This window comes from Thermodesulfomicrobium sp. WS, from assembly GCF_027925145.1.
In the GTDB taxonomy this organism is placed as follows: domain Bacteria; phylum Desulfobacterota; class Desulfovibrionia; order Desulfovibrionales; family Desulfomicrobiaceae; genus Thermodesulfomicrobium.
The window spans coordinates 1,984,377-2,009,635 of record NZ_AP027130.1; the positions used below are offsets into that span (position 1 = coordinate 1,984,377).

Below are 25,259 nucleotides of genomic sequence, written 5' to 3' on the forward strand. Positions count from 1 at the left end.
GCCGCCTCCTAGCGTTTCACCTGATTGGCGATCTGCAAGAGGGAATCCGCGGTGGTAATCGCCTTGGAGTTGGCCTCGTACGCACGCTGACCCACGATCATGTTCACCATCTCCTCCACGATCTCCACATTGGACATTTCCAGAAACCCCTGAGCCAGGGTACCGGCGTTGCCTTGGCCAGGCACGTTCTCAATGGCCTCGCCCGAGGCGTCGGTCTGGTAGAAGAGGTTGCGGCCAATGGCCTTGAGCCCTGCGGGGTTCACGAAGGTGTATACCGGGATGTCCGTCTCCGCCAGCGTGGTGCCGTTCTTGTCCACGCAGGTGAGGTGCCCGTCCTCGGTGATGACGATGTTCTGGGTGTCCTGGGGAACGGTGAAGGCCGGCTGCAAGGGGTACCCATTGTCGGTGACGATGGTGCCATTGCTATTGAGCTTGAACGCCCCACTTCGCGTATAGGCGATTTCCCCGCCCTTATCGACGCGGAAAAATCCTTCGCCCTCGATGGCGATGTCCAGTTGATTGCCGGTGTTTTGAAAATCGCCCTGGGAAAAGAGCTTGTGCACGGCCACAGGGCGCACACCAAGGCCGATTTGCAGGCCAACAGGAAGCTGATCGCCGTTTTGATTGAGTGTGCCTGCGATCTTGAGATTCTGGTACATGAGGTCTTCGAACTCGGCGCGGTTCTTCTTGAATCCCGTGGTGTTGACGTTGGCCAGGTTGTTGGATGTCACATCCAGATTCATCTGCTGGGCCACCATGCCCGAGGCCGCGGTCCATAATGCGCGAATCATGCTCTCCTCCTTCCCCACCGGGTCGGACGCGCCTAGCGCACCGAACCCACCTCGGTGATGAGTTTCTTATCCTGTTCAAAGGTCCCGGTGATGATCTTCTGATAGGCTTCGTAGGCACGCATGGTTTCAATCATATTGACCATCTCGGTGACCACTTCCACGTTGGGCTTTTCCACCGCCCCCTGCACCACCTCGGCATCCTCGGCGGGCAAGGGGGCCGCGCCGCTCTCCGGCCGGATGCGCAGGAGATTGGCCCCCATCTTTTCCAGCGCCTTGGGATCTTCCACCCGGACCAGGGGGATGCGGTCCACGGCCTCGTTGTCGGCGCTCAAAAGCCCATCCCCGGTGATGACGATGTCCCGGGCCCCTTGCGGGATCTGGATCGGGCCGCCCTCCCCCAGAAGGCGATTGCCCTGGGCGTCCACCACGAATCCGTCTGGAGAAAGCTGGAAGCCGCCGCCGCGGGAGAGCATCTCCCCCTGCGGGGTCTGGAGGCGGAAAAACCCCTCCCCCGCCACGGCGAGGTCCAAAGGATTGCCCGTGGTCTCCAACGGGCCTTGCGTCAAATCGATGACGCGCTCGGCAATGCGGGGCTGGGCAAGCACATAGCTGCGCGGCCAGGCCACTTGGTCGCGGACGCTATAGTTGGGATTTTGCAGGTCATGGGCGTAGCGGGTGAAGGTGTCCTGAAAGGCCAAGCGATCACCTTTAAAGCCCGCGGTGTTCACATTGGCGAGATTGTTGGCGATGATATCCAACCGTCGCTCTTGGGTCAGGGCCCCGAACAGGGCGCTGTAGCTGCTGTTTTGCATGGCGCACTCCTTGTGCCCATCCAAAAAGCAAGCTTCGGGCCAAAGACGGCACAGGCGCCTGCGCGTGGCAGGCGCCTGCAGCCGATCTTCGTCCCTGCAGAAGTCTTTCTCGGGACATAGGACTCTATTACTTCTGGGCCGCCAGCCACTGGATGATGGCGGCGCGTTCGGCCTCCGCAACCTTGGGAGCCCCACTCTTGGCGAGCATCCGCCCGACAAGTGCTTCCCAGGCGGCTGGATCCTGGCCAAACCGGGCCTCCACCCGTTTGAAGTTATGACATGACGTGCACACGCGCCGCGCCAGGGTTTCGTCCCCGGCGGCAACCGCCATCCCTACCGCCAGTACCAAGGATCCCAAAAGGAACACCAACGATTTCATGTCCTCCCTCCGTCATAGGGGTTGCGTCAAAGGCCCGGGGCGCTGCGCGCCCAAGGCGTACCACCGTGTGCCGACCTACCACGATGTTCCCCGCAAAAACAAGCACCGTCTGCGGTGCAAGTCCTCTCTTGACCCACCGCCCACCCCACGCGTAGGGCGCGAGGCCATGCGCAAACTCGTTTTCTCCATACTCTGCGTTGTCCTGACCTTGGCCCTGCTGCTGCCTGCAGCAGCACAGGAAGACACCGGCGGACAATTCCGTGGGCAAGTCATCGCGCCCACGCCCCAACCACCCTGCACCCCGCCCGCCGAGGTCACCCCACAATCCCTACCCAAGGAAGCAAGCGCTCCGTCCCGGCCAGCCAAGGCGTCCGTCCCTTCCCGAACGACCAAAACCAAGCCTGCCCCTGCGCGAACGTCCAAGTCCAAGGCCACTGCCTCCAAGACCAAGGCGTCCCGGCCCACGGCTGCGTCTGTCCGCAAGGCCCCATCCCCCAAGGCCTCGAGGCAGAAATCCACCGCCCCGCGTCCCGTCCCAAGCGCGGCAGGAGCCGCACCCTTGCGCCTCCAAGCCAAGGCGGCCTATCTCATGGACATGGACTCCGGGGAAATCTACTTCGCCCAGGATGCCGACCGCCTCATCCCGCCCGCCTCGGTGACCAAGGTCATGACCCTCTACCTCATCCGCGAGGCCATCGCCCAAGGGAAACTCTCGGTCTCGGCGGAGATCCCGGTGAGCGCTCGCGCCGCCCGGGTGGGAGGGTCGTCCATGCACCTCGTGCCTGGGGAAAGAGCGCCGCTCCTGGAGATCATCAAAGGCATCAGCGTGGCCTCGGCCAACAACGCCTGTGTGGCAGTGGCGGAATATTTGAGCAAGGGCAACACCGCCGCCTTCGTGGCGCGCATGAACGCCAAGGCACGGGAGCTGGGCATGCGCCGCACGGTCTTCAAGAACCCCAGCGGCCTGCCCGCCCCCGGCCAAATGACCACGGCCCGAGATCTGGCCGTGCTTGCCCGGGCCTATCTGCACCGCTTTCCCGAGTCCCTAGCCATCCACTCCATGACCACCCACACCTACCGTGGGGTCACCCACCACAACGCCAATTCCCTCCTCGAGACCTATCCCGGCGCTGACGGGCTCAAGACCGGGTTCGTGTGTGCCTCGGGATTCAACATCGTGGCCACGGCCAAGCGCGGCAAGACCCGGCTTTTGGCCGTGGTGCTGGGGGCCACCTCCTCGGGCGTACGCCACCGCGAGACCGTCAAACTCCTGGACTACGGTTTTGCCCGGGCCGCCGGCCGCGCCTCCTAACCCTACACTGTAAGGAGCCCTTCCATGAATATATGCATTATCGGCACCGGATACGTGGGCCTCGTCACCGCTGCATGCTTTGCGGAGATGGGCAACACAGTGGAATGCGTGGACGTCAATGACGCCATTGTGGAGCAACTCCAGCAAGGCCGCGTCCATATTTATGAGCCTGGATTGGAGGAAATCGTCCGACGCAATATTGAGGCCGGACGCCTTTCCTTTACCACGGATCTGGCCACAGCCATGCGCGACAAACTCTTCCTCTTTTGCTGCGTGGGGACGCCAGAAGGGCCCGACGGCTCCGCAGACCTTTCCTTCGTCGAACAGGCCGCCCGGGATATTGGAAAAAATCTCTCCCAATACGCCATTATCGTCAACAAATCCACTGTTCCAGTGGGCACGGCCGATTGGGTGCGGAGCATCATTCAAGAAGAACTGGACGCCCGGGGCGTATCCGTGGAGTTCGATGTGGTCTCCAATCCCGAATTTCTCAAGGAAGGCGACGCGGTCAACGACTTCATGAAACCGGACCGCGTCATCGTGGGCACGGACAACGTGCGCACCGCAGAGCTCTTGCGCGCCCTCTACGCACCGTACGCCCGCAGCCGGGAAAAGCTCATCGTCATGGGCGTGCGCAGCGCGGAGATGACCAAGTACGCCGCCAACTGCATGCTGGCCACCAAGATCAGCTTCATCAACGAGATCGCCAATATCTGCGACCGCGTGGGGGCCGACGTGGCGGAAGTGCGCCACGGCATCGGCGCGGACCACCGCATCGGCTACCAGTTCATCTACCCCGGCGTCGGCTACGGGGGGTCCTGTTTTCCCAAGGATGTCAAGGCGCTGGTGGGCACGGCCCGACAGGTGGGCTACGAGCCGCAGCTCTTGGCCGCGGTGGATGAGGTCAACGAGCGGCAAAAGACGCTGCTCGCCGCCAAGATCGAAGACTACTTCGCCCCTCAAGGCGGGGTGGCGGGCAAGACCGTCGCCCTATGGGGGCTCGCCTTCAAACCCAATACCGACGACATGCGCCAGGCCCCGGCGCTGGCCATCATCGCCCGCCTCACCCAACAGGGGATGCGCGTGCGGGCCTTCGATCCCGTGGCGCGACCCAAAGCGCGGGAGATCCTGGCGGACAATCCCCTCGTGTCCATCGAGGACGATCCCTACGCCATCCTGCAAGGGGCCGACTCCCTGGCAGTAGTCACGGAATGGAACCAGTTCCGCAATCCCGACTTTGCCCGCATCAAGAAGGCCCTCGCCGCGCCCATCATCTTCGACGGCCGCAACCTCTACGACCCCCGACTCCTGGCCAGCCAGGGCTTCGCCTACTTTTGCATCGGCCGACCGCGGGCATAAAAAAAGGCCCTCCCGCAGGAGGGCCATCCACCCGGCGGCGCACTGCGCCGCCTCCTGTCCTTACAACCGGCCGAGGGTCGCCCGACGCTGCAACTCCAGGACAATGGCCTGCTCGTAGTGTACCGACGCCGAGCAGGACGGACACGAGGATTCCAAATACTGATCCAGGAATTGACTTTCTTCCCAAAAATCCAGCAATTCCTCACGGTCGAGGTTCTGGAGCTGCGCCTCCAGAGAAATGTCGGCCTCATGCTGGGGTAGGGCTCGCGCCATGCAACACTCCTTGCAAACTCTGGTTCACGAAACGACTGGCGGCCCACTTACCGAGGGTCGCCCGGTTTGTCCATGCCCTAGGGGACCAAGGAGACGGCCATGACCCATGCGCTCCAGGTGGATCCTCATTGGGCCGGGACACGGCTCGATCAATTCTGGATGCACCATCTGGGGAGCACTGTCCCGCGCGCCCGCATCCAGGAATGGATCCGCGCAGGGCTGGCCACCGTGGATGGCCGCCCCTGCGGCAAACCGAGTCTGCGGGTAAGCGCCGGTCAGCGCCTCACCCTGGAGGTCCCGGACCCTTCTCCCGCCACCGTCACCCCAGCCCCCGGCCCCCTGTCCGTGCTCTATGCCGATGCCCATCTGGTGGTCATCGACAAGGCCCCGGGCCTCACCACCCACCCCGCCCCTTCGGTGGAAGGCCCCACCGTGGTGGAGCGGGCGGCTGCGGCCTTTCCCGCCTTGCTCACCCTCGACGGCGATCGGCCCGGCGTGGTCCACCGCCTGGACAAGGACACCTCAGGCCTGCTGGTACTCGCCCTCTCCGAACCGGCACGGGTCGGCCTCACCGCCGCCTTCAGCGAACGCCGCGTGCACAAGGAATACCTGGCCGTGGTGGCCGGCGCCCTCCACGAGCCCATGCGCGTGGACCTGCCCATGGACCGGCACCCGACCCTCAAGACCCGCATGGCGGTGGTGCCCCACGGCCGCCCCGCCCTCACCGAAGTCTGGCCCCTGTGGCAGGCCCCAGGCGGCCAAGCCACCTTGGTGCGGGTGCGCATCCATACGGGCCGCACCCATCAGATCCGGGTGCACCTTGCCGCCCAAAAGCACCCGCTCCTCGGCGATGCGGTGTACGCGCCCGGGCCCATCGCCGCCATGGCCCCGCGCCAGATGCTCCATAGCTGGTACCTGGCCTTTGCCCACCCCATCACCGGCCAGAGGCTGGAATTCCGCGCCGCACCGCCCCAAGACTTCTGGGACACTCTCGAAGCCCTCACCCACCGCACGCTGCGGCTGGGTATCACCGGCTGCCCCGGATGCGGCAAGAGCACCGTCACCCGCATGCTGGCCGAGGCCGGCGTCCCCACCGTGAGCGCCGACGCCATCGTGGCCCAAAGCTACCTTCCCGGCGCCGTGGGATGGGAGATCCTCCGCTGCCACTACGGCCGCAGGTTCACCCCCAGCGACGACGCTCCCGTGGACCGGACTGCCCTGGCGCAGGCCATGGAAGACCCGCGCCTGCGCCGGGAAGTGGAGTCCCTCATCCACCCCGTGGTGCGCGCAGAAGTGGCGGCCTTCTGGGAAGCGCACCGCGACGCCCCGGTGGCCGCGGCGGAGATCCCGCTCCTTCTCGAAAGCGGCATGGCCGAGGACTGTGACCTGGTGCTCGGGGTCTTCTGTCCGGACGAACTCCGCCACCGGCGCTTGACGGACCGAGGCTGGGGCCCGGAGCAGCGAAGCCGCATGGACTCCTGGCAATGGCCGCAAGCGCGCAAGATCCGCGCCGCCCATCTGGTGGTGGACAATTCCGGCCCCCTGGACGATACCCTCCGTCGCACCCTGGCCGCGCTGGCCGTGGCCATGCGCCTGGCCCAAGGCCGTCGCCAGCGTCTCCTCCACCGCCTGCGCCACTTCCTCCACCACGGCGCATGGCCCGAATCCCCTGGGAGCCCGAATGTTTCCTCTTCGTGACACCATCCCATCCCGCCACCGTCCCCTCATCACCTGGGCCATCGTGGCCATCAACATCACCGTGTTCCTCGCCACCCGTGGCATGAGCTTCCCCCAGGAACTCCAATTCATGCACCTCTGGGGCGTGGTGCCGGCCCGCTTCACCCATCCGGAATGGGCGGCCTGGCACGGGTATCCCGACGGACTGCCGCTGGCCTTCATCACCCACATGTTCCTCCACTCGGGCTGGCTGCACATCATCGGCAACATGTGGATCTTGTGGGTGTTCGGCGACAACGTGGAAGACGTCATGGGGCCCGTGCGCTTCGCGGCCTTCTATCTCACCTGTGGCCTTCTCGCCTTGGGGGCGCACCTGGCCCTCAACCTGGACTCCACCGTGCCGGTGGTCGGCGCCTCCGGGGCCATCGCCGGAGTCATGGGCGCCTACTTCAGCCTCTACCCCCATGCCCGGGTGGTGACCTTCGTCCCCATCCTTTTCGTCCCCATGATCTTCGAGCTGCCTGCGGTACTCTTCCTCGGGCTGTGGTTTCTCTCCCAGGTCTTCTCCGGCGCGCTGGCCGGCCCGGAAGGCGGCGGCGTGGCCTGGTGGGCCCACATCGGCGGATTTGTGGCCGGCATGTTCCTGGTACGCTGGTTCATGGATCCCCAACGCTGCCCGGAGTGCCTGCAGCGATAAGCCGCAAAGATCGCAGAGCGGCCACCGCCCCCTTGCCGAGGCCGCCGCTCTCGTGGAATACGAGCAGCCATGCGTCGCATCTTGCTTGTGTGGGCCGCGGTGGCGATGCTCCTCACTCCCGGGCGGCTCGCTTCCGTGGTTCTGGCCGCTGACCCGGAAAGCGCCTGGATCCCGGTGGCGCCGGGTATGGAGCTGCGCCTTTTTTCCATCCCCCGAGACACCTCGGAGGGGACCGTGGCCGTGCTGCGCCTGGATCCCTCCCGCGTGGAACTGGAGCTCGGCACCGCCCTTGCCTCCGGCCGCAGCCGCACCGTGGAAGATTGGGCCGCGGCGCACAACTTCACCGCGGTCATCAACGCCGGCATGTACCGCATGGACGAGCGTTTCCTCAGCACCGGTTTTTTGCGCGACAAATCCGTAGAAGTGAACACCTTCTTCCATCCCAATTACGGGGCGCTCTTCCTCTTTCAGCCCAAACGCCCGGACCTTCCCCCGGTGCGCTTCGTGGACCGAACGGCAGACCCGCATTGGCGCGCCCACATGGACGACTATTTCGGCGTCATGCAAAACTACCGCCTCTTTGGGCCGGATCGCCAAAACGCCTGGCCTGCCACCGGCAAGCCCCACTCCCAGGCGGCCCTGGCCGTGGACGCCGCCGGCCGGGTACTGCTCCTCCACTGCCGCCCGCGCATCACCACCGGCCAATTCGCCCAAATCCTCCTGGAACTTCCGCTGGAGCTTGCCGGCGCCATGTACCTGGAAGGCGGGGCCGACGCGGCCCTCTTCGTGCAAACACCCAGCGGTCCCAGACGCTTCGTGGGCGAGTACGCCTCGGACCTGGCGGCAGCGTCCAACGAACACTTCTGGCCGGTACCCAACGTCCTGGGCGCACGGCCCAAACCCGCTCCCGGAGCCGCGCACCCATGACCTTCCAGCTCGTCTCGCCCTGGGAGCCCAGCGGCGACCAGCCCGCAGCCATCGAGAGCATCTGCCGCAACCTGGAGCAGGGGGTGCGCCACCAGGTACTCCTTGGGGTCACGGGCTCGGGCAAGACCTTCACCATGGCCCAGGTCATCGCCCGCATGCAGCGCCCGGCCCTGGTGCTCGCTCCCAACAAGACCCTGGCGGCCCAGCTCTATACCGAATTCAAGGCGCTGTTTCCCCACAACGCCGTGGAGTATTTCGTCAGCTACTACGACTACTACCAGCCCGAAGCCTATCTGCCCCACACCGACACCTACATCGAGAAAGACTCCTCCATCAACGACGACATCGACAAACTGCGCCACGCTGCCACCCATGCCCTGCTCACCCGCCGCGACACCCTCATCGTGGCCTCGGTGTCCTGCATCTACGGCCTCGGTTCACCGGAGTACTACGCCCGCATGGTCATCCCCATCCAGCGCGGCCAACGCCTCACCATGGACAGTCTCATGGACCGGCTCCTGGACGTCCACTACCAGCGCAACGACTACGATTTCCATCGCGGCACCTTCCGGGTGCGTGGCGACAGCCTGGAGATCATCCCCGCCTACCACCACGAGCGCGCCCTGCGCCTGGAGTTCTTCGGCGACGAGCTGGAAGCCATCTTCGAGACCAATCCCCTCACCGGCGAGATCCTGGACGAAGTGGAGAAGACCGTGCTCTTCCCCGCCAGCCACTACGTGTCCGACCGCGACAACCTCGCCCGGGCCATGGCCGATATCCGGGAAGAACTCCGCCAGCGGCTGCGCTACTTCCAGGAACGCAACCAATTGGTGGAGGCCCAGCGTCTGGAGCAAAAGACCCAGCTGGATTTGGAGATGATGGAAGAGCTCGGCTACTGCACCGGCATCGAAAACTACTCCCGCCACCTGGATGGGCGCGCCGAAGGTCAGCCGCCGGCCACCCTCCTCGACTATTTCCCCAAGGATTTTCTCCTGTTCGTCGACGAATCGCATATCACCATCCCCCAGATCGGCGGCATGTTCCATGGCGACCGATCCCGCAAGCAGACCCTGGTGGACTATGGTTTCCGCCTGCCCTCAGCACTGGACAACCGCCCCCTGTCCTTCGAGGAATTCCTCACCCGCATCGGCCAGGCGGTGTACGTCTCCGCCACCCCGGGGCCGTGGGAGCTGGAGCAGGCCCAGGGCGTGGTCACCGAACAGATCATCCGGCCCACCGGGCTGCTCGACCCGGTAGTGGAAGTGCGGCCCACCCAGGGCCAGATGGATGACCTCCTGGCCGAGGCCAAGCGCCGCATGGAGGCCGACGAGCGGGTGCTCGTCACCACCCTCACCAAACGCATGGCCGAGGACCTCACCGAGTTCCTCCAGGCCCGCGGGATCCCCTCCCGCTACCTGCACTCGGACATCGACACCCTGGAACGCATGGCCATCCTCCAGGCCCTGCGCGACGGCGAATTCTTCGTCCTGGTGGGGATCAACCTCCTGCGCGAGGGGCTCGACCTGCCCGAGGTCTCGCTGGTGGCCATCCTGGACGCGGACAAGGAAGGGTTCTTGCGCTCCGCCCGCTCCCTCATCCAGACCTTTGGCCGGGCCGCGCGCAACGACCACGGCACGGTGCTCCTCTATGCCGACACCGTGACCCCGGCCATGCGCCAGGCCATGGACGAGACCCAACGCCGCCGGAGCATCCAGGAAGAATACAACCGCCGCCACGGCATCACCCCGCGCACGGTACGGCGCGAACACGGCGACGCCCTGGCCGAGCTGCGCCGCGACTCCCGTGGCAAGGGCCATGACCTTGCCGCCGAGGCCGCGGCCGACTATGGCAAGGATCCCCGCACATTGGTGGCGGACCTCAAACGCCGCATGCGCAAGGCGGCGGAGCTGCTGGAATTCGAGGAAGCCGCAAGGCTGCGGGACATCATCCGAACCGTGGAAGCACGCCATGGCCTCTCCCAATCCTAATGTCTGGCGCCTGGGGGTGCTCTATTCCTGGCTGCGACTGCGCTGCGGCGTCTTCTTGCCGCTGGTGGCCAGCTTTTTCCTCCTCGTCGGGGTGGTGGCCTATGGCCTTACGGTGTTCATGGTGGTGGAAGGCTGGAACTTCCTCGACAGCTTCTACCAGGTGGTCATCACCCTCTCCACCGTGGGCTTCATGGAAGTCCACCCCATCTCCGAGCGCGGCCGGATCTTCGTCACCATCCTCATCCTCTTGGGAGTGGGGAGTTTTGCCTACCTGGTAGGCGCCATGACCCAAGTCATCGTGGACGGCAAGCTGCATGACCTGTGGGGGAGACGCAAAATGCGCAAAATTTTGGACACCTTGGAAGGACATTACATCGTCTGCGGCTTCGGCCGCATCGGCCAGGTGGTGGCCCAGGAAATGCGCCAGGCAGGGCACACCGTGGTGGTCATCGAACGCAACCCGGAACTCTTGGCCGTACTCCAAGAAGAGGGCTATCTCTTTCTCGCTGGCGACGCCTCGGAAGACCAAACCCTCATCGCCGCAGGCGTGGCCCGCGCCCAAGGGCTTTTCGCCTGTGTGGATACGGATGCCGAAAACGTCTTCATCACCCTGTCGGCGCGGCAATTTCGGCCGGACATCACCATCGTGGCCCGGGCGGACCGCCCGGACGCCGTGGCCAAACTGGAGCGCGCCGGGGCCCAGCGGGTCATCACCCCACATCACATCGGCGGCCGGCGCATCGCCCAGGTGATGCTGCGGCCCACGGTCACGGACTTCATGGACCTGGCGCTGCAAGGCAAAAACCTGCAGATGGAAGAGGCGCGGGTGGCCGAGAACTCCACCCTGGCCGGCACCACCCTCATCACCTCGGGTATCCGACCCCGGTTCGGGCTCATGATCATCGCCATCGACAAGCCAGGCACAGGCATGCTCTTCAATCCCCAGCCCAATCAGCTCATCGAGGCTGGCGACACCCTCATCGCCGTGGGCCCGCCGGAAAACTTCGCCGCCTTCCAGGCCGCTGCCCGGGGCGAAACTGCGGAGCCAGCATGAACGTCGATACCTTGGTGCAGCGCCTCACTGAGCTCAACCGCGCCTACCGGCACGGCACGCCTCTGGTGCCCGACGAGGTGTACGACGCCCTAGTGGAAGAGCTGCGGCGTCAAGCCCCGGACCACCCCTTTCTCCACCGCGTAGAGCCCGAAGACTTCCGCGGCCGCCGTCTAGTGCGCCACCCCCAGCCCATGCTCTCCACGGAAAAGGCCTACACCCCCGGTGAAGTGGCCCGTTTCGTGGAGCGGGTGGAGCGCGCCGGCGAGGAAGCGGGCGTGCACCCGGTGCGCCTGCGCCTCACCCCCAAGCTGGACGGCCTGGCAGGCCGCGACGACGGCGAGGTCCTGGCCACCCGTGGCGATGGCGAGATGGGCTCGGACATCACCCACGTCTTCGCCCGCGGGGTCATCCCAGTGGGCGGCCGCGGCCTGGGGCTGGGCGAGCTGGTGCTGCGGCAAAGCTATTTCGCCAAGCACCTTGCCGCCTATTTCGAGCACCCGCGCAACCTCGTGGTGGGCATCGCGAGCGCCGACGAACTGAACGAGCACGCCCAAAAGGCCCTGGCCGCCGGGGCCGTGCTCTTCGTGCCGTATGTAACCTTGCCGGCCTGGGAAGGCAGCGGTGCAGAGCTTCTGGAGCGCCTCGACGCCATCCGCCAGGATCTGGCGCGGCAGGTGGACTACCCCCTGGATGGATTCGTGGCGGAAGTGACGGACGAAGGCGTGCGCCGGATCCTCGGCGCCACCAGCCACCACTACCGCTGGCAGCTGGCCATCAAGCGCAAGGGCGATACCGCCATCACCAGCGTGGAGGCCATCGTGTGGCAGGTGGGCCGCACCGGCAAGGTCACCCCGGTGCTCCAGGTGGCGCCGGTGTCCCTGTCCGGGGCCACCATCCGCCGGGTGAGCGGCCACAACGCCGGGTTCGTGCGCAAGGCCGGGCTGGGGCCTGGGGCGCGGGTAGTCATCATCCGCAGCGGCGAGGTCATCCCCAAGGTGGAAGAGGTCATCGAGCCCGCCCCGGTTCTCCTGCCCACCACCTGCCCCTCCTGCCACAGCCCCCTGGCGTGGGAGAACGACTTTCTCGTCTGTGAAGCCCCCCATTGCCCGGCCAAGCAGGCCGAAGCCCTCTCCCATTGGTTCCGCACCATAGACAGCGCCCATTGGTTCGGTCCCAAGACCATCGCCCGACTGGTGGAAGCCGGATATGACCGCGTGGAGGCGGTGTACCGGCTGACGGAAGCGGATTTCCGCGCCCTGGGCTTCGGCCCGGTGCAGGCGGCCAATCTGGCCCAGGCCCTGAGAAGCAGCGCGAGCGGCGGCGTGGAAGACTGGCGCTTTCTGGCGGCCCTGGGCATCGAGGGATTGGGTATCGCCGAAAGCCGACGCCTGCTCACCCACGTGCCCTGGGAGCGGCTTTTTGCCATCACCGAGGAAGAACTCCAAAACATCCCGGGTTTTGGCCCGGTGACCGCCGCAGCCGTGGTGGCGGGGATCTCCCGCAACCGCGACCGCATCCGCCAGATGCTGGACGCAGGCTTCGTGCTGCGCCATACCCCACCACCAGCGCACCAGCCCAGCGCCCTTGCGGGCAAGCGCATCGTGTTCACCGGGACCATGGAGAGCGGTCCGCGCAAGGCCCTGGAAGACGAGGCCCGCGCCCTGGGGGCGCAGGTGGGTTCCGCAGTCTCGCGTTCCACCGATTACCTGGTGGTGGGCCGTGACCCTGGATCCAAGCTCGCCAAGGCCCAGGAGCTTGGCGTCACCATCCTTACGGAAACCCAATACCGGCGGCTGGTGGAAGAGCGCCACGCCGCCACCCACGGGAGGTAACCCATGTCCCTTTCCCTCATCGTCACCGGCGCCAAAGGCCGCATGGGCTCCACCATTGCCCGCCTCGTCCTTGACGACCCGGATCTGCACTTGGCCGCTGTAGTGGAACGTCCCGGCCACACCGCAGGCTTGGAAACCTTCGGCTGCACCGTGACCGAATCCCTGGAAGCCGCCCTGCCGCAACACCCCGGCGCGGTGGTGGTGGACTTCACCGCCCCGGAGGCGAGCCTCGCCCACGCCCGCGCCGTGGCCGCCACCGGCAATCCCTTGGTCATGGGCACCACGGGGCTCACCCGCGCCCAACTCACGGAACTGGAGGCCCTGGCGGCCAAGGCCCCGCTCTTCTGGTCGCCCAACATGTCCATCGGCATCAACGCCCTGTGCCGCGTCTTGCCGCTTTTGGAGCGCATCCTCGGCGCGGCCTATGATCTGGAGATCGTGGAGACCCACCACAAGGCCAAAAAGGACGCCCCCAGCGGTACGGCCCTCAAACTCGCCCAGGTGCTCGCAGACAGCCGCGGCCTGGATCTGGAGGCCGCCGGCACCTATTGCCGCCACGGCATCATCGGCGCCCGCAAGCCGGAGGAGATCGGCATCCAGACGCTGCGCGGCGGCGACGTAGTGGGCGACCACACGGTGTTCTTCTTCGGCCCCGGCGAGCGCATCGAGGTCACCCACCGCGCCCATTCCCGGGAGAACTTCGCCCGCGGCGCCCTGCGCGCGGCCCGCTGGCTGGCAGACCGGAAGCCCGGCCGCCTCTACTCCATGGCGGACATGATGGACGGGGTGTGATGGACCCCCACGCCCTCATCCACGCTGTGGGCCGGACCGTACTCGGCAAAGAGCCGCAGGTGCGCATGGCCCTGGCCTGCCTGGTGGCGCGGGGGCACCTGCTCATCGAAGACGTGCCCGGCATCGGCAAGACCACCCTGGCCAAAGCCCTGGCCGCGGTGCTGGGCCTCAGCTTCGCCCGGGTGCAGTTCACCAACGACCTCTTGCCTGCGGACATCCTCGGGGCCTCGGTGTGGCACGAAGGCCGCTTCGTGTTCCACCCCGGCCCCATCTTCCACCACGTGCTTCTGGCCGACGAGATCAACCGCGGCACCCCCCGCACCCAGAGCGCCCTGCTGGAGGCCATGGAAGAGCAGCAGGTGAGCCTCGACGGCACCACCTATCCCTTGCCGGCGCCCTTTTTCGTCCTGGCCACCCAAAACGCCCAGGACATGGCCGGCACCGCCCCCCTGCCCGAATCGCAATTGGACCGCTTTCTTGCCCGCATCCACCTGGGCTATCCTGAGGCCGAGGCCGAGATGGCGCTCCTCACCCAGCCCGCCCCTCAGATGCCAGACCCCATGGCCGACGCCGCCGCAGTGCTCGCCATGCAGTCCGAGGCCTGGGCCTGCAGGACGAGTCCGGCGCTTCTGGCCTATGTGCACGCCCTGCTTGCCTGGACCCGGGAGCCGGGGCGCTTCGCCCTCGGACTCTCGCCCCGGGCAGGCCAGGGATTGGTGCGCCTGGCCAAGGCCTGGGCCTATCTCGATGGCCGCGACTACGTCATCCCGGAAGACGTGCAGGCGGTGTTTCCCGCCGTGGCCGGCCACCGCCTACGCGCCGCCACGCCCATCGCCCCTGAGGCCATCCTGCGCGAGGTGCCCATCCCATGAGATCCTGGGCCGAGAGGCGCACCCGCGCCGCGGCCCCGAAGGCCGCCCTGCCGGCCCGTCCCCGGCGCATCTTCATCCTGCCCACCGGTGCTGGTGTGGCCTTCGCCGCCACGGTGCTGCTGCTCCTGGCCGCGGCCCTCAACCACACCAACAACCTGGCCCTGTTCCTCTCCTGCCTGCTCGCCGCCGTAGGGGTAGTGGCCGCGGTGCACACCCACCTCGTCCTTGGTCGCATCGATGTGCATCGCGTGCAGCTCACCCCGGTCTTTTGTGGAGAAGACGCCCCCTGCGCCGTGCAGGTACGCGTGCCGGGAACAACCAGCCTCACCCTGGAGGCCTGCGCGGGAAACGGCCCGTGGACGCCCCAGATGGTGCAGCCCGGGACCGCACACGTGCACGCGCCGCTTCCCACCACCCGGCGCGGACAGGTATCCTGGGTGGAGATAGGCATGGCCACGGCCGCGCCCCTCGGGCTCTTTCGCGCCTGGACCTTCATGCGTCTGCCGGTGCACGGTGTGATCTATCCTACGCCTTGGCCCGGCGGATGCCCGGTCTTTCCCATTCGTCCCATGAGTGCCGACGCCAACGCCCCACAGCAGAGCACTGCAGGCGACGATCCCCAGGATCTGCGGCCCTACCGTCCCGGAGACGCCCCCACGCGCATCGCCTGGAAGACCGCGGCCCGCAGCCTGGCGCGCGGGGGACCGCTGGTGGTCTTCGATCACAGCGACGGCCAGGGCGGAGCAGTGCTGCTCCATTGGGACGCCTGCCCAGGGCAGGGCGAAGAGCGCATCCAACGTCTGACCGCGTGTGTCGAGGCCGCCGCCAGGGCGCAGCTCCGCTATGGCCTCTGCCTGCCTGGCATGGTCATCGTTCCGGAAAAGGGAGAGGCCCAGCGCCACCGCTGCCTGGAAGCCCTGGCCCTGCTCCCCTGGGAGGAGAGGCCGACGCGCTAGCCTTCCAAGGCCGCCAAGGCGGCACGCAGGCTGCCGCGCCGTGATAGCCCCAATTTCCGGCGCAGGCTGCGGCGATGGCTCTCCACCGTGGTCTGCGCCACCCCCAATCGCTGGGCGGTCTCCTTGATGGAAAGCCCCGCCTGCACCAGTTCGGCCACCCGCAGCTCCGCCCGGGTCAGCCCCAGGTCCATGAGCCGGCGTGTGAGCGGGGATGCGGCCTCGTGCACCGCACGGACCAGCTCCTGCGCTGCTTCCTGCGCCTGCGGCGGCAGATCCAGCCCCAACAAGCGCTCCACAGCAGGGAGGATGCGCCCCTGCACATTGGCCACAACCGCCCGGCGCTCGGCCTCGCGGTCCGCCTCGCGCTGGGCCAAGAGCACGCGCAAGGCGGCGGAGAGATCCGCCACCTGTTCCTTGTGCGCGCAAATCTCCGCCCGGTCCTGGGCCACCTGGGCCGAGAGCTCGGCATTGAGGCGCTGGAGCAGCGCTTCCTCCTCCTTGCGCCGGGTAATGTCCATCACCGTGCCGACGTAGCCCCACAAGGCACCGTCCGGGGAAAACACCGGCCGGGTCTGTTCCTCCACCCACCCGGCGCGCCCCGATGGCGTGACAAAACGGTACTCGGCCCGGAACACCGCCTCGCCGGCGGCCACGGAGGCGGCACGGGCCGCAAGCAATCCCGGCAGGTCTTCGGGATGCACCCGCAGGGTCCAGCCATCCCCCAGGGCCTCTTCCAGGGTCATGTCCATCATCTGACAGAAGGCCTCGTTGGCGAACACACAGCGGTCCTCGGGGTCATCGAAAAAGATCCCCAGCGGACAGCCCTGCACCAGCACCATGAGCCGCGCCTGGGCCTCGCTGGGAGACATGGACATCCAATCCCCGGCCCACGCCCCTGTGCCCTGCTCGTTTTCCGCGTCCATATGGCTTCCTCGAATTGCCCCAATGGTTGTTCCGTGCTACGAGAAGCTGTCCCACCTGGACTGCAAGCACCCCAAGGAGCGCCCCATGCACCGCCACGACCGACGCCGCCTCTCCCGCATCATCCATGCCGCCCAGGGGGCTGCGCCCGCAGACCTTTGCCTGCGCGGCTGCCGCATCGTCAACGTCTTTACCGGCGAAATCGAAGCAGGGGACCTGGCCGTGGCGGAAGGCGTCTTCCTGGGCTGGGGGCGTTCCACAGAAGCCCGGGAAGAGCTGGACGCCCGCGGGCTCTACGTGGCCCCGGGGTTCCTCGACGCCCACATCCACCTGGAGAGCACCATGCTCTCCCCGCGGCAATTCTGCGCCGCAAGCCTGCCCCACGGCACCACCGCCGTGGTGGCCGACCCTCACGAGATCGCCAATGTCCTCGGTATGGACGGGGTGCGCTACCTTTTGGCCGCCACCGAGGGCCTGCCGCTGGAGGTGTTCTTCATGCTCCCGAGCTGCGTGCCCGCCTCACACCTGGAGCGCTCCGGGGCAGAGCTCTCGGGCGCGGATCTCGCCACGGTGCTGGACCATCCCCGCGTTGTGGGCCTTGGAGAAATGATGAATTTTCCCGGAGTCTTGGGTGCCCGACCGGAAATCCTGGACAAGCTCGTGCTCTTCCAGGACCATCCCATAGACGGCCACGCCCCGCTCCTGGGCGGCCTTGGGCTTTCCGCCTACATCGCCGCCGGGATCGGCTCGGATCACGAGTGCACCTCCGCCGCCGAGGCCCGGGAAAAACTCGCCCAAGGCATGGCCCTCATGCTGCGCCACGGCAGCCAGTCCAAGGACCTCACCGCGCTCGCCCCGGCAGTCACCGACCACAGTTGGCCCTGGTGCATGCTCGCCACCGACGATCTCCACCCCCATGAGCTCTGCAGCCAAGGCCACATGGACCGCGCCGTCAACGCCGCCATGGCCGCAGGTATCGCCCCCGCCCGCGCCTTGGCCCTGGCCAGCATCACCACGGCCCGGCACTTCGGCCTGCGCCGGCGCGGGGCCATTGCCCCCGGATACCGGGCAGACTTCTCGGTGAGTCCCACGCTCCATCCCTGGAAGCCGGTGATGGTGTTCAAGGACGGTCGGCTGGTGGCCCAGGACGGCGCCCTCGTCGCGCCGCTGGCCCTGCCGCCCTGCCCACCCCTTGCGCCGGTGATGCATCTGCCCGAGCTGCGCATGGGAGACCTCGCCATCCCGGCGCAGGGCACCGTGGTCCGGGCCATCGGCGTGCTCGAAGGCTCGCTGCTCACCGCAGACCTGGAAGTGGAGGCCCGCGTGGAAAACGGCTGCGCCGTGGCCGACCCTTCCCGAGACTTGGTGAAACTTGCCGTCTACAATCGCTACGGCGCCGGCACCGCGCCGGCCCTGGGCTTTGCCCAGGGGCTTGGGCTCCAACGCGGGGCCATGGGCACCACCGTGGCCCACGACTCCCATAACCTGCTGGTGGCCGGGGTGGACGACGCGAGCATGCTCGCCGTGGCCCAAAGCCTTCGGGACGCAGGCGGCGGCATGGCCGTGGCCCAAAGCCCCCATGAGGTGGACGTCCTCCCACTCCCCCTGGCCGGGCTCATGAGCGATGCGCCCGCCGCCGAGGTGGCCCAGACCATGGAGCGCCTCACCGCGGCAGCGCACGGCCTCGGCTGCACCCTTGCCCAGCCCTTCATGGCCCTGAGCTTCCTCGCCCTGCCGGTGATCCCGGCCCTCAAGCTCACGGACATGGGGCTGGTGGAAACCGCCCTGTTCCAGACCGTGCCGCTGTTTCCCGGCACGTGACCGGCCCGGGATTACGCCGGCGGCGTCACCCCGGCCTGGGAAAGGACCTTGGCCAGGCCTTCGCGGGTGATGGGCTTGACCACATAGCCCGTGGCGCCGCTGAAAAAGCTTTCGCTCACGGTCTTCACGTCGTCCAGGGCGGTGGTCATGATGACCTTGGCCTCCGCGCCCGGGGAAATGCCACGCCGGGACTCCTCCTCGCGCAAGAAGCGCAGCACTTCCCGGCCATCGGCCTCGGGCATCATGATGTCGAGAAAGACAAGCTCGTACGGCTGTCCCGCATCCCAGGCCAGACGCAGGGCATTCATGGCCTCGGCGCCGTCAGCGGCCATGTCGCTTTCTCCCAGATGCGCCACCATTCGGCTCAAGATCTTGCGGGCGATGAAATCGTCTTCGGCAATGAGTATGCGCATACCTGCCTCCTCCTTGGCTGGTCCCTCCATAGGCGATGGTGGAGCAGACGTCACCTGCTTTTCCAAAAAATCCAGGGCCCGACTGCTGTTGGGGGAAGGAACACGCCGACGCCGCCGGTCGGCCCGGCATTTGACCTGGGGGCCGCCTCCGGCTAGGTTTCCCGGCTGCGGCGCCTCCCCAAAGCGCCGCGTCCCCGCAACCCTCCATGCCCTATCTGGTGGAATCCACGATGCCCAAACGCACCGACATCCGCTCCATTATGCTCATCGGCTCCGGCCCCATCGTCATCGGCCAGGCCTGCGAATTCGACTACTCCGGCACCCAAGCGGTCAAGGCCCTCAAGGAGGAAGGCTACACGGTCATCCTCGTCAACTCCAACCCCGCCACCATCATGACGGATCCGTCTCTGGCGGACCGCACCTATATCGAACCCATCGAACCCGGCACCGTGGCAAAGATCCTCGAGCGCGAGCGGCCCGACGCCCTCTTGCCCACCCTGGGCGGTCAGACCGCCCTCAACACCGCCGTGGCCCTGGCCAAGGACGGGGTCTTGGAACGCCTGGGGGTGGAGCTCATCGGCGCCTCGGTGGACGTCATTGAGAAGGCCGAGAGCCGCGAGCGCTTCCGCGCGGCCATGGAGAAGATCGGCCTGCGCGTGCCGAAAAGCGGCATCGCCCGCTCCATGGACGAGGTGCGCCGCCACGCGGCGGTCCTCTCCTTTCCCCTCATCGTGCGGCCGGCCTTCACCCTGGGGGGCACAGGCGGCGGCGTGGCCTACAACCGTGAGGACCTGGAGTGCATCGCCGCCCAGGGCCTGGCCGCCAGCCTCACCTCCGAGGTCATGCTCGAAGAGTCGCTTCTCGGGTGGAAAGAGTTCGAACTGGAAGTGGTGCGGGACAAGAAAGACAATTGCGTCATCATCTGCTCCATCGAGAACCTCGATCCCATGGGGGTGCACACCGGCGACTCCATCACCGTGGCCCCGGCCCAGACCCTGACAGACACCGAGTACCAGCGCATGCGCGACGCCGCCATGGCCATCATGCGCGAAATCGGTGTGGAGACCGGCGGCTCCAACGTGCAGTTTGCCGTGAACCCCCAAAACGGGGAGATGATGGTCATCGAGATGAACCCGCGGGTGTCGCGCTCCTCGGCCCTGGCATCCAAGGCCACGGGGTTCCCCATCGCCAAGATCGCCGCCAAGCTGGCCGTGGGCTATACCCTGGACGAGCTGCCCAACGACATCACCCGCGAGACCGTGGCCGCCTTCGAGCCGGCCATCGACTACGTGGTGGTCAAAATCCCCCGCTTCACCTTCGAGAAATTTCCCGGCTCCCGGGACGAGCTCACCACGGCCATGCGCAGCGTGGGCGAGACCATGGCCATCGGCCGCACCTTCAAGGAGGCCTTGCAAAAGGGGCTGCGCTCCCTGGAGATCGGCGCCGCAGGGCTGGGCACCCGTTTCGACGCCCCCACCCTCGGCAAGGACGAACTCCTCTCCGCCATGCGCACCCCCTCCTCCCGGCGCCTGTTCCAGATCCGCCACGCCATACTCTGCGGCGCCACCACCGAAGAGATCCATGCCGCTACCGGCATCGATCCCTGGTTTGTGCGCCAGATGCAGGAGATCGTCCGCTACGAAGGCATCATCCGCGATGCCGCCTTGACCGGCCCCTTGGACGCCACCAACGCCCACCTCAGAGAAACCCTGCGCGAGGCCAAGCGCATGGGCTTTTCCGACCGCCAGATCGCGACATTGTGGAAGCGCGCCGAAGACGACGTGCGGCAATTGCGGCAGGCCATGGGCATCACCCCGGCCTACAAGCTCGTGGACACCTGCGCCGCCGAGTTCGAGGCCTACACCCCCTACTACTACTCCACCTACGAGCCGGAAAACGAGGCGCGGGTATCGGACAAGCCCAAGGTGGTCATCCTCGGCGGCGGGCCCAACCGCATCGGCCAGGGCATCGAGTTCGACTACTGCTGCGTGCACGCCTCCTTGGCCCTGCGCGAGATGGGTATCGAGTCCATCATGGTCAACTCCAACCCCGAGACCGTGTCCACGGACTACGACACCTCCTCCCGCCTCTATTTCGAGCCCCTCACCCTGGAAGACACCCTGGCCATCGTCGAGCAGGAAAAGCCCCTGGGCGTCATCGTCCAGTTCGGCGGCCAGACCCCCCTCAACCTGGCGGTACCGCTCCTGCGCGCCGGGGTGCCCATCCTCGGCACCAGCCCCGACGCCATCGACCGCGCCGAGGACCGGGAGCGCTTCCAGGCCCTCATCCACAAGCTCGGACTGCTGCAGCCCGACAACGGCACCGCCGTGACCCTGGAGGAGGCCCAGGCCGTGGCCGCGCGCATCGGCTACCCCGTGGTGGTACGCCCCTCCTACGTCCTGGGCGGCCGGGCCATGGACATCGTCTACGACCACGGCGAGCTGGCGGCCTATTTTGCCCGCAACGTCCAGGTCACGCCCGAGCACCCCATCCTCATCGACAAGTTCCTGGAAAACGCCATCGAATTGGACGTGGACGCCCTGGCCGACGGCGAAGACGTGTATGTCGCCGGCATCATGGAGCACATCGAAGAAGCCGGCATCCATTCCGGCGACTCGGCCTGCGTGCTGCCGCCGCATACCGTGAACCAAGAATGGATCGCGGAAATCGAACGCCAGACCCAGGCCCTGGCCCGGGAACTGGGGGTGGTGGGGCTCATGAACATCCAATTCGCCCTCAAGGAGGGCCGGCTCTACATCCTCGAGGTCAATCCCCGCGCCTCGCGCACCGCGCCCTTCGTGTCCAAGGCCACGGGCGTGCCCCTTCCCAAGCTGGCCACCCAGGTGCTCCTCGGGGCCAAGCTCAAGGATCTGAACCCCTGGGCCATGCGCAAGGGCGGATTCTTCTCGGTGAAGGAGGCGGTGCTGCCCTTCAACCGCTTCCCTGGGGTGGACCCGCTTTTGGGACCGGAGATGCGCTCCACCGGCGAGGTCATGGGCATGGATACCTCGGTGGGGCTGGCCTACCTCAAGGCGCAACTGGCCGCAGGCCAGCGCATCCCGGAGGCGGGCACGGTATTCATCTCCGTCAACGACCGCGACAAGGCCGGCATCGTGGAGCCGGCGCGCACCTTCCACGAGTTGGGCTTTGCCATCGTCTCCACCCGGGGCACGGCGGCGCACCTCACGGCCCACGGCATCCCGGCGCGGGTGGTGAACAAGGTGTACGAAGGCCGGCCCAACGTGGTGGACGCCATCAAGAACGGCGAGATCCAGCTGGTCATCAACACCTCCTCGGGCAAGCGCACCAAGGAGGACTCCTCCGAGATCCGGCGCACCGCCGTGCTCTACGGCCTGCCCTACACCACCAACCTCTCCGCGGCCCGGGCCTTGGCCCAGGCGGTGCGGGAACGCACCCGGCTGCCGCTCACCGTGAAAAGTCTGCAAGAATACTACGGAGGTCGGTCGTGATCAAAGAGGCATGTGGCATCTTCGGCGTCTCGGGCCATCCGGAGGCCGCACGGCTCACCTATTTCGGCCTCTACGCCCTGCAGCACCGCGGCCAGGAGAGCGCCGGCATCGTCACCTGGGACGGACGGGGGCTGCGCGAACAGCGGGGCATGGGGCTGGTGGCGGACATCTTCGAGGAAAAACACCTCGGGCATCAGCTCAAGGGCCAGGTGGCCATGGGACACGTGCGCTACTCCACCACCGGTGCGTCGCTCATCCGCAACGCCCAGCCCTTCAAGGTCACCTACAAAGGCGTGGACCTGGCCGTGGCCCACAACGGCAACCTGGTGAACGCCCGCTCCCTGCGCCAGGAGTTGGAAGAGACCGGAAGCATCTTCCAGACCACCATGGACAGCGAGGTCATCGTCCACCTGGTGGCCAAATACTGGAACGGCGGCAGCATCGAAGAGGCCATCGCCCGGGCCTGCTCCCGCATCCAGGGCGCCTTCAGCCTGCTCTTTCTCACGCAAGGCAAGCTCATCGCCGTGCGCGACCCGTGGGGATTCCGGCCGCTGGCCTTGGGCCGCATGGGGGATGCCTACGTGCTGGCCTCCGAGACCTGCGCCTTCGACCTGTTGGAAGCCCAGTACCTGCGCTGCCTCGATCCCGGCGAGCTGGTGGTGGTGGAAAACGGCCGCCTTACTTCCCACCGCCTGCTGGAACCGGCGGAAGTGCAGGGCAGCTGTATTTTCGAGCTCATCTACTTCGCCCGGCCCGACTCCTTGGTCTTCGACCACGACGTCTACGCCGCCCGCAAGCGCATGGGGCAGATCCTGGCCAGTGAATGCCCGGTGGAGGCGGATTTCGTCATGCCCTTCCCGGACTCCGGGGTCTATGCCGCCGTGGGCTATGCCCAGGCCTCGGGCCTGCCTTTCGAGGCCTGCATGATCCGCAACCACTACGTGGGCCGCACCTTTATCCAGCCCTCCCAGGACCTGCGGGATTTTTCCGCGCGCATGAAGCTCAACCCCGTGAAATCCATGATCCGCGGCAAGCGCATCGTCATCGTGGAGGACTCCATCGTGCGCGGCACCACCATCCGCACCCGGGTCAAGCAGCTGCGGGAACTGGGGGCGCGGGAGATCCACATGCGCGTGAGCTGCCCGCCCATCCGCTATCCCTGCTTCTACGGCATCGACTTCTCCTCCAAGGGCGAGCTCATCGCCGCCAACCACAACGTGGCGGACATCGCCCGCTACCTGGAGCTCGACAGCCTCCACTACCTCACCGTGGGCGGGCTGCTGCAGACCGTCGCCTGTCCGGGGAATTTCTGCCTGGCCTGCTTCAACGGCGCCTACCCCGTGCCTCCGGAAGACGGGGCCGGCAAGATGGCCCTGGAGAGCGGCTGCGGAGGATGCCAGTGACCACCGATCGCCACGGCGCTGCGGCGGCCGCTGCCTGCTGGGTGGACTTGGCCCGGCAGGTGCTCGACATCGAGAGGGAGGGCATCGCCTCCGTGCAACAGGCCCTGGGGGCCTCCTTTGCCACGGCGGTGGAAATGCTTGCGGCCTGCCGCGGCCGGGTGGTGGTCACCGGGGTGGGCAAGTCCGGCCTGGTGGGGCGCAAGATCGCCGCGACCCTGAGCAGCACCGGTACCCCGGCCTTTTTCCTCCATCCCGTGGAAGGGGCCCACGGCGACCTGGGGATGCTGCGCAGCGACGACGCAGTGCTCGCCATCTCCAACTCCGGCGAGACTGCCGAGCTTTTGGCCATCCTGCCCACCATGCGCACCCTGGCCGGCCCCCTCATCGCCATGACCGGCAGGCCCGATTCCTCCTTGGCCCGCAAGGCGGACGTGGTGCTTTCCACCGCCGTGCCCCGGGAAGCTTGTCCCCTGGGAGTGGCGCCCACAGCGAGCACCACCGCCACCCTGGCCCTGGGCGACGCCCTGGCGGTGTGCCTCATCCAGGCCAAATCCTTCGATCTCGACCAGTTCCGCACCCTGCACCCCGGCGGGGCCTTGGGCCAGCGCCTGGCCCTGCAGGTGACGGACCTCATGGTGCGCGAGGGGCTTCCCACCGTCTCCGAGACCGCGCCGCTTGCCGCGGCCATCGCCCAATTGGACCACCGCCGCCTGGGCCTTGCCGCGGCCGTCGACGCCCACGGCCGGCTCCTGGGAGTGCTCACCGACGGCGACGTGCGGCGGCTGGTCCATGCCGGCCCCCTCGACCTGAACACCCCGGCCCTGCGCGTCATGCGCCGCAACCCGGTGACCGTTCGCCCCGCCACCCCTTGCTGGCAGGCCCTGGAAATCATGGAGCGCCGGGCCATCACCGTGCTGCCGGTGGTGGACGAGGCCGGAGTGCTCTTGGGGCTGGTGCACATCCACGACCTCCTCGGCAAAGGCCAGATCGGTTTCCAGCGCCTATGAACGACCCCGACGTCTGCCGCCGCTGCGCCCTGAAAAACCCCACCTGCTGCCGCCATGCGTCTGGGGAGGAACGCTTCTGCTTTCCTCTGCCCGAGGCCGAGTACCAGGCGCTGCGGGCCTTTGGCGTGCCGGAATCGGCCTTTGCCGAAGAACCCAACGCCGCGGCATTCTGCACGCACCTTGCCCGGCTCTTTCCTAGCGCCCCCGTGGAGGCGGCCTTTCCCGTCCACGGCACGCACCGCCGCCTGGCCACCCCAAACAGCGCCTGCACCTTGCTCACCCCGCAGGGCTGTAGTCTTCCCCGCACCGTGCGGCCGCTTTTTTGCCGCACCTATCCCCTGTGGAGCATCCACGGGCGGCTCACGGCCTTTGAAAACCCGAACTGTCTTGCCGTCTGTGAGGCGGCAGCGCCCATGCAGCTGTGCCGCCTCATGGGCACCGATCCCCAGCGCGTGCGCGCCCACGTCCACGCCCTGCGCGGCATGCTCTTTGCCGAGGAATAA

Annotated in this window: 22 protein-coding genes; 16 read left to right on the top strand and 6 right to left on the bottom strand. The window is 66.9% G+C overall.

Going from position 1 to position 25,259, the window contains the following annotated elements; translation table 11 throughout:
- Window positions 1–8: 8 nt before the first annotated feature.
- From flgG to QMF81_RS09565, 3 genes are all read right to left on the bottom strand, one after another.
- A complete protein-coding gene (gene flgG, locus QMF81_RS09555) occupies window positions 9–791 on the bottom strand; it encodes a flagellar basal-body rod protein FlgG (RefSeq protein WP_281750580.1) in 783 nt (260 codons plus the stop codon).
- A 32-nt stretch (window positions 792–823) separates the two neighbouring features.
- Complete coding sequence (flgF, locus tag QMF81_RS09560) at window positions 824–1,603, bottom strand: flagellar basal-body rod protein FlgF (protein WP_281750581.1); 780 nt, start codon at window positions 1,601–1,603, stop codon at window positions 824–826.
- Between the two features lie 127 nt (window positions 1,604–1,730).
- The gene (locus QMF81_RS09565; RefSeq protein WP_281750582.1) at window positions 1,731–1,982 is read right to left on the bottom strand and encodes a hypothetical protein; all 252 of its coding nucleotides are present in this window, start codon (window positions 1,980–1,982) and stop codon (window positions 1,731–1,733) included.
- Between the two features lie 166 nt (window positions 1,983–2,148).
- Between QMF81_RS09565 and QMF81_RS09570 the strand changes: the two genes are divergently transcribed.
- Together QMF81_RS09570 and QMF81_RS09575 are read left to right on the top strand one after the other, a co-directional pair.
- Window positions 2,149–3,294 (top strand): serine hydrolase, encoded by a 1,146-nt coding sequence (locus QMF81_RS09570; protein WP_281750583.1) that lies wholly within the window; start codon window positions 2,149–2,151, stop codon window positions 3,292–3,294.
- 24 nt (window positions 3,295–3,318) lie between these two features.
- Window positions 3,319–4,653 (top strand): UDP-glucose/GDP-mannose dehydrogenase family protein, encoded by a 1,335-nt coding sequence (locus QMF81_RS09575; protein WP_281750584.1) that lies wholly within the window; start codon window positions 3,319–3,321, stop codon window positions 4,651–4,653.
- Window positions 4,654–4,713: 60 nt separating this feature from the next.
- Here QMF81_RS09575 and QMF81_RS09580 read toward each other — a convergent pair whose 3' ends face one another.
- The gene (locus QMF81_RS09580) at window positions 4,714–4,926 is read right to left on the bottom strand and encodes a hypothetical protein (RefSeq protein ID WP_281750585.1); all 213 of its coding nucleotides are present in this window, start codon (window positions 4,924–4,926) and stop codon (window positions 4,714–4,716) included.
- Window positions 4,927–5,025: 99 nt separating this feature from the next.
- On the opposite strand from QMF81_RS09580, the gene coaE reads away from it, so the two are divergent.
- The 9 genes from coaE (at window position 5,026) to QMF81_RS09625 (ending at window position 15,721) form a co-directional block, all read left to right on the top strand.
- Window positions 5,026–6,624 carry a dephospho-CoA kinase gene (gene coaE, locus QMF81_RS09585; RefSeq protein ID WP_281750586.1) on the top strand — a complete coding sequence of 533 codons (1,599 nt, stop codon included), beginning with the start codon at window positions 5,026–5,028 and terminating at the stop codon, window positions 6,622–6,624.
- Window positions 6,608–7,300 (top strand): rhomboid family intramembrane serine protease, encoded by a 693-nt coding sequence (locus tag QMF81_RS09590; protein WP_281750587.1) that lies wholly within the window; start codon window positions 6,608–6,610, stop codon window positions 7,298–7,300. The genes coaE and QMF81_RS09590 overlap by 17 nt, the downstream gene beginning before the upstream one ends.
- A 69-nt stretch (window positions 7,301–7,369) precedes the next feature.
- On the top strand, window positions 7,370–8,227 hold the full coding sequence (locus QMF81_RS09595) for a phosphodiester glycosidase family protein (protein WP_281750588.1): 858 nt from the start codon (window positions 7,370–7,372) through the stop codon (window positions 8,225–8,227).
- Window positions 8,224–10,215: an excinuclease ABC subunit UvrB gene (gene uvrB / locus QMF81_RS09600; RefSeq protein ID WP_281750589.1), complete on the top strand. Its 1,992-nt coding sequence runs from the start codon at window positions 8,224–8,226 to the stop codon at window positions 10,213–10,215. The genes QMF81_RS09595 and uvrB overlap by 4 nt, the downstream gene beginning before the upstream one ends.
- A complete protein-coding gene (locus tag QMF81_RS09605; protein WP_281750590.1) occupies window positions 10,196–11,269 on the top strand; it encodes a potassium channel protein in 1,074 nt (357 codons plus the stop codon). The genes uvrB and QMF81_RS09605 overlap by 20 nt, the downstream gene beginning before the upstream one ends.
- Window positions 11,266–13,101 (top strand): helix-hairpin-helix domain-containing protein, encoded by a 1,836-nt coding sequence (locus QMF81_RS09610; protein ID WP_281750591.1) that lies wholly within the window; start codon window positions 11,266–11,268, stop codon window positions 13,099–13,101. Before QMF81_RS09605 ends, QMF81_RS09610 begins: the two co-directional genes overlap by 4 nt.
- Window positions 13,102–13,104: 3 nt before the next feature.
- Window positions 13,105–13,893 (top strand): 4-hydroxy-tetrahydrodipicolinate reductase, encoded by a 789-nt coding sequence (dapB, locus tag QMF81_RS09615; RefSeq protein WP_281750592.1) that lies wholly within the window; start codon window positions 13,105–13,107, stop codon window positions 13,891–13,893.
- Window positions 13,893–14,765, top strand: a complete 873-nt coding sequence (locus QMF81_RS09620; RefSeq protein ID WP_281752963.1) for a MoxR family ATPase — start codon at window positions 13,893–13,895, stop codon at window positions 14,763–14,765. Before dapB ends, QMF81_RS09620 begins: the two co-directional genes overlap by 1 nt.
- Entirely contained in the window at window positions 14,762–15,721 is a 960-nt protein-coding gene (locus tag QMF81_RS09625) for a DUF58 domain-containing protein (RefSeq protein ID WP_281750593.1), read from the top strand. Before QMF81_RS09620 ends, QMF81_RS09625 begins: the two co-directional genes overlap by 4 nt.
- On the opposite strand, the gene QMF81_RS09630 is transcribed toward QMF81_RS09625, so the two are convergent.
- On the bottom strand, window positions 15,718–16,644 hold the full coding sequence (locus tag QMF81_RS09630; protein ID WP_281750594.1) for a PAS domain-containing protein: 927 nt from the start codon (window positions 16,642–16,644) through the stop codon (window positions 15,718–15,720). The two genes, QMF81_RS09625 and QMF81_RS09630, sit on opposite strands and share 4 nt — an antisense overlap.
- A gap of 85 nt (window positions 16,645–16,729) precedes the next feature.
- Here QMF81_RS09630 and ade point away from each other — a divergent pair, with 85 nt between their 5' ends.
- On the top strand, window positions 16,730–18,463 hold the full coding sequence (gene ade / locus QMF81_RS09635; RefSeq protein ID WP_281750595.1) for an adenine deaminase: 1,734 nt from the start codon (window positions 16,730–16,732) through the stop codon (window positions 18,461–18,463).
- A gap of 11 nt (window positions 18,464–18,474) precedes the next feature.
- Here ade and QMF81_RS09640 read toward each other — a convergent pair whose 3' ends face one another.
- The gene (locus QMF81_RS09640) at window positions 18,475–18,876 is read right to left on the bottom strand and encodes a response regulator (RefSeq protein ID WP_281750596.1); all 402 of its coding nucleotides are present in this window, start codon (window positions 18,874–18,876) and stop codon (window positions 18,475–18,477) included.
- Window positions 18,877–19,106: 230 nt separating this feature from the next.
- Between QMF81_RS09640 and carB the strand changes: the two genes are divergently transcribed.
- Genes carB through QMF81_RS09660 form a run of 4 tightly spaced genes read left to right on the top strand, consistent with a single transcriptional unit; the run spans window position 19,107 to window position 25,259 of the window.
- Window positions 19,107–22,346, top strand: coding sequence for a carbamoyl-phosphate synthase large subunit (carB, locus tag QMF81_RS09645; protein WP_281752965.1), 3,240 nt, complete (start codon window positions 19,107–19,109; stop codon window positions 22,344–22,346).
- Window positions 22,343–23,749: an amidophosphoribosyltransferase gene (gene purF / locus QMF81_RS09650; RefSeq protein WP_281750597.1), complete on the top strand. Its 1,407-nt coding sequence runs from the start codon at window positions 22,343–22,345 to the stop codon at window positions 23,747–23,749. Before carB ends, purF begins: the two co-directional genes overlap by 4 nt.
- Window positions 23,746–24,756, top strand: a complete 1,011-nt coding sequence (locus tag QMF81_RS09655; protein WP_281750598.1) for a KpsF/GutQ family sugar-phosphate isomerase — start codon at window positions 23,746–23,748, stop codon at window positions 24,754–24,756. The genes purF and QMF81_RS09655 overlap by 4 nt, the downstream gene beginning before the upstream one ends.
- Window positions 24,753–25,259 (top strand): zinc/iron-chelating domain-containing protein, encoded by a 507-nt coding sequence (locus tag QMF81_RS09660; RefSeq protein WP_281750599.1) that lies wholly within the window; start codon window positions 24,753–24,755, stop codon window positions 25,257–25,259. The genes QMF81_RS09655 and QMF81_RS09660 overlap by 4 nt, the downstream gene beginning before the upstream one ends.

Excerpts from the sequence above, each read along its gene's own strand:
- flgG (WP_281750580.1), bottom strand. The coding sequence starts at position 791 with ATGATTCGCGCATTATGGACCGCGGCCTCGGGCATGGTGGCCCAGCAG.
- flgF (WP_281750581.1), bottom strand. The coding sequence starts at position 1,603 with ATGCAAAACAGCAGCTACAGCGCCCTGTTCGGGGCCCTGACCCAAGAG.
- QMF81_RS09565 (WP_281750582.1), bottom strand. The coding sequence starts at position 1,982 with ATGAAATCGTTGGTGTTCCTTTTGGGATCCTTGGTACTGGCGGTAGGG.
- QMF81_RS09570 (WP_281750583.1), top strand. The coding sequence starts at position 2,149 with ATGCGCAAACTCGTTTTCTCCATACTCTGCGTTGTCCTGACCTTGGCC.
- QMF81_RS09575 (WP_281750584.1), top strand. The coding sequence starts at position 3,319 with ATGAATATATGCATTATCGGCACCGGATACGTGGGCCTCGTCACCGCT.
- QMF81_RS09580 (WP_281750585.1), bottom strand. The coding sequence starts at position 4,926 with ATGGCGCGAGCCCTACCCCAGCATGAGGCCGACATTTCTCTGGAGGCG.
- coaE (WP_281750586.1), top strand. The coding sequence starts at position 5,026 with ATGACCCATGCGCTCCAGGTGGATCCTCATTGGGCCGGGACACGGCTC.
- QMF81_RS09590 (WP_281750587.1), top strand. The coding sequence starts at position 6,608 with ATGTTTCCTCTTCGTGACACCATCCCATCCCGCCACCGTCCCCTCATC.
- QMF81_RS09595 (WP_281750588.1), top strand. The coding sequence starts at position 7,370 with ATGCGTCGCATCTTGCTTGTGTGGGCCGCGGTGGCGATGCTCCTCACT.
- uvrB (WP_281750589.1), top strand. The coding sequence starts at position 8,224 with ATGACCTTCCAGCTCGTCTCGCCCTGGGAGCCCAGCGGCGACCAGCCC.
- QMF81_RS09605 (WP_281750590.1), top strand. The coding sequence starts at position 10,196 with ATGGCCTCTCCCAATCCTAATGTCTGGCGCCTGGGGGTGCTCTATTCC.
- QMF81_RS09610 (WP_281750591.1), top strand. The coding sequence starts at position 11,266 with ATGAACGTCGATACCTTGGTGCAGCGCCTCACTGAGCTCAACCGCGCC.
- dapB (WP_281750592.1), top strand. The coding sequence starts at position 13,105 with ATGTCCCTTTCCCTCATCGTCACCGGCGCCAAAGGCCGCATGGGCTCC.
- QMF81_RS09620 (WP_281752963.1), top strand. The coding sequence starts at position 13,893 with ATGGACCCCCACGCCCTCATCCACGCTGTGGGCCGGACCGTACTCGGC.
- QMF81_RS09625 (WP_281750593.1), top strand. The coding sequence starts at position 14,762 with ATGAGATCCTGGGCCGAGAGGCGCACCCGCGCCGCGGCCCCGAAGGCC.
- QMF81_RS09630 (WP_281750594.1), bottom strand. The coding sequence starts at position 16,644 with ATGGACGCGGAAAACGAGCAGGGCACAGGGGCGTGGGCCGGGGATTGG.
- ade (WP_281750595.1), top strand. The coding sequence starts at position 16,730 with ATGCACCGCCACGACCGACGCCGCCTCTCCCGCATCATCCATGCCGCC.
- QMF81_RS09640 (WP_281750596.1), bottom strand. The coding sequence starts at position 18,876 with ATGCGCATACTCATTGCCGAAGACGATTTCATCGCCCGCAAGATCTTG.
- carB (WP_281752965.1), top strand. The coding sequence starts at position 19,107 with ATGCCCAAACGCACCGACATCCGCTCCATTATGCTCATCGGCTCCGGC.
- QMF81_RS09660 (WP_281750599.1), top strand. The coding sequence starts at position 24,753 with ATGAACGACCCCGACGTCTGCCGCCGCTGCGCCCTGAAAAACCCCACC.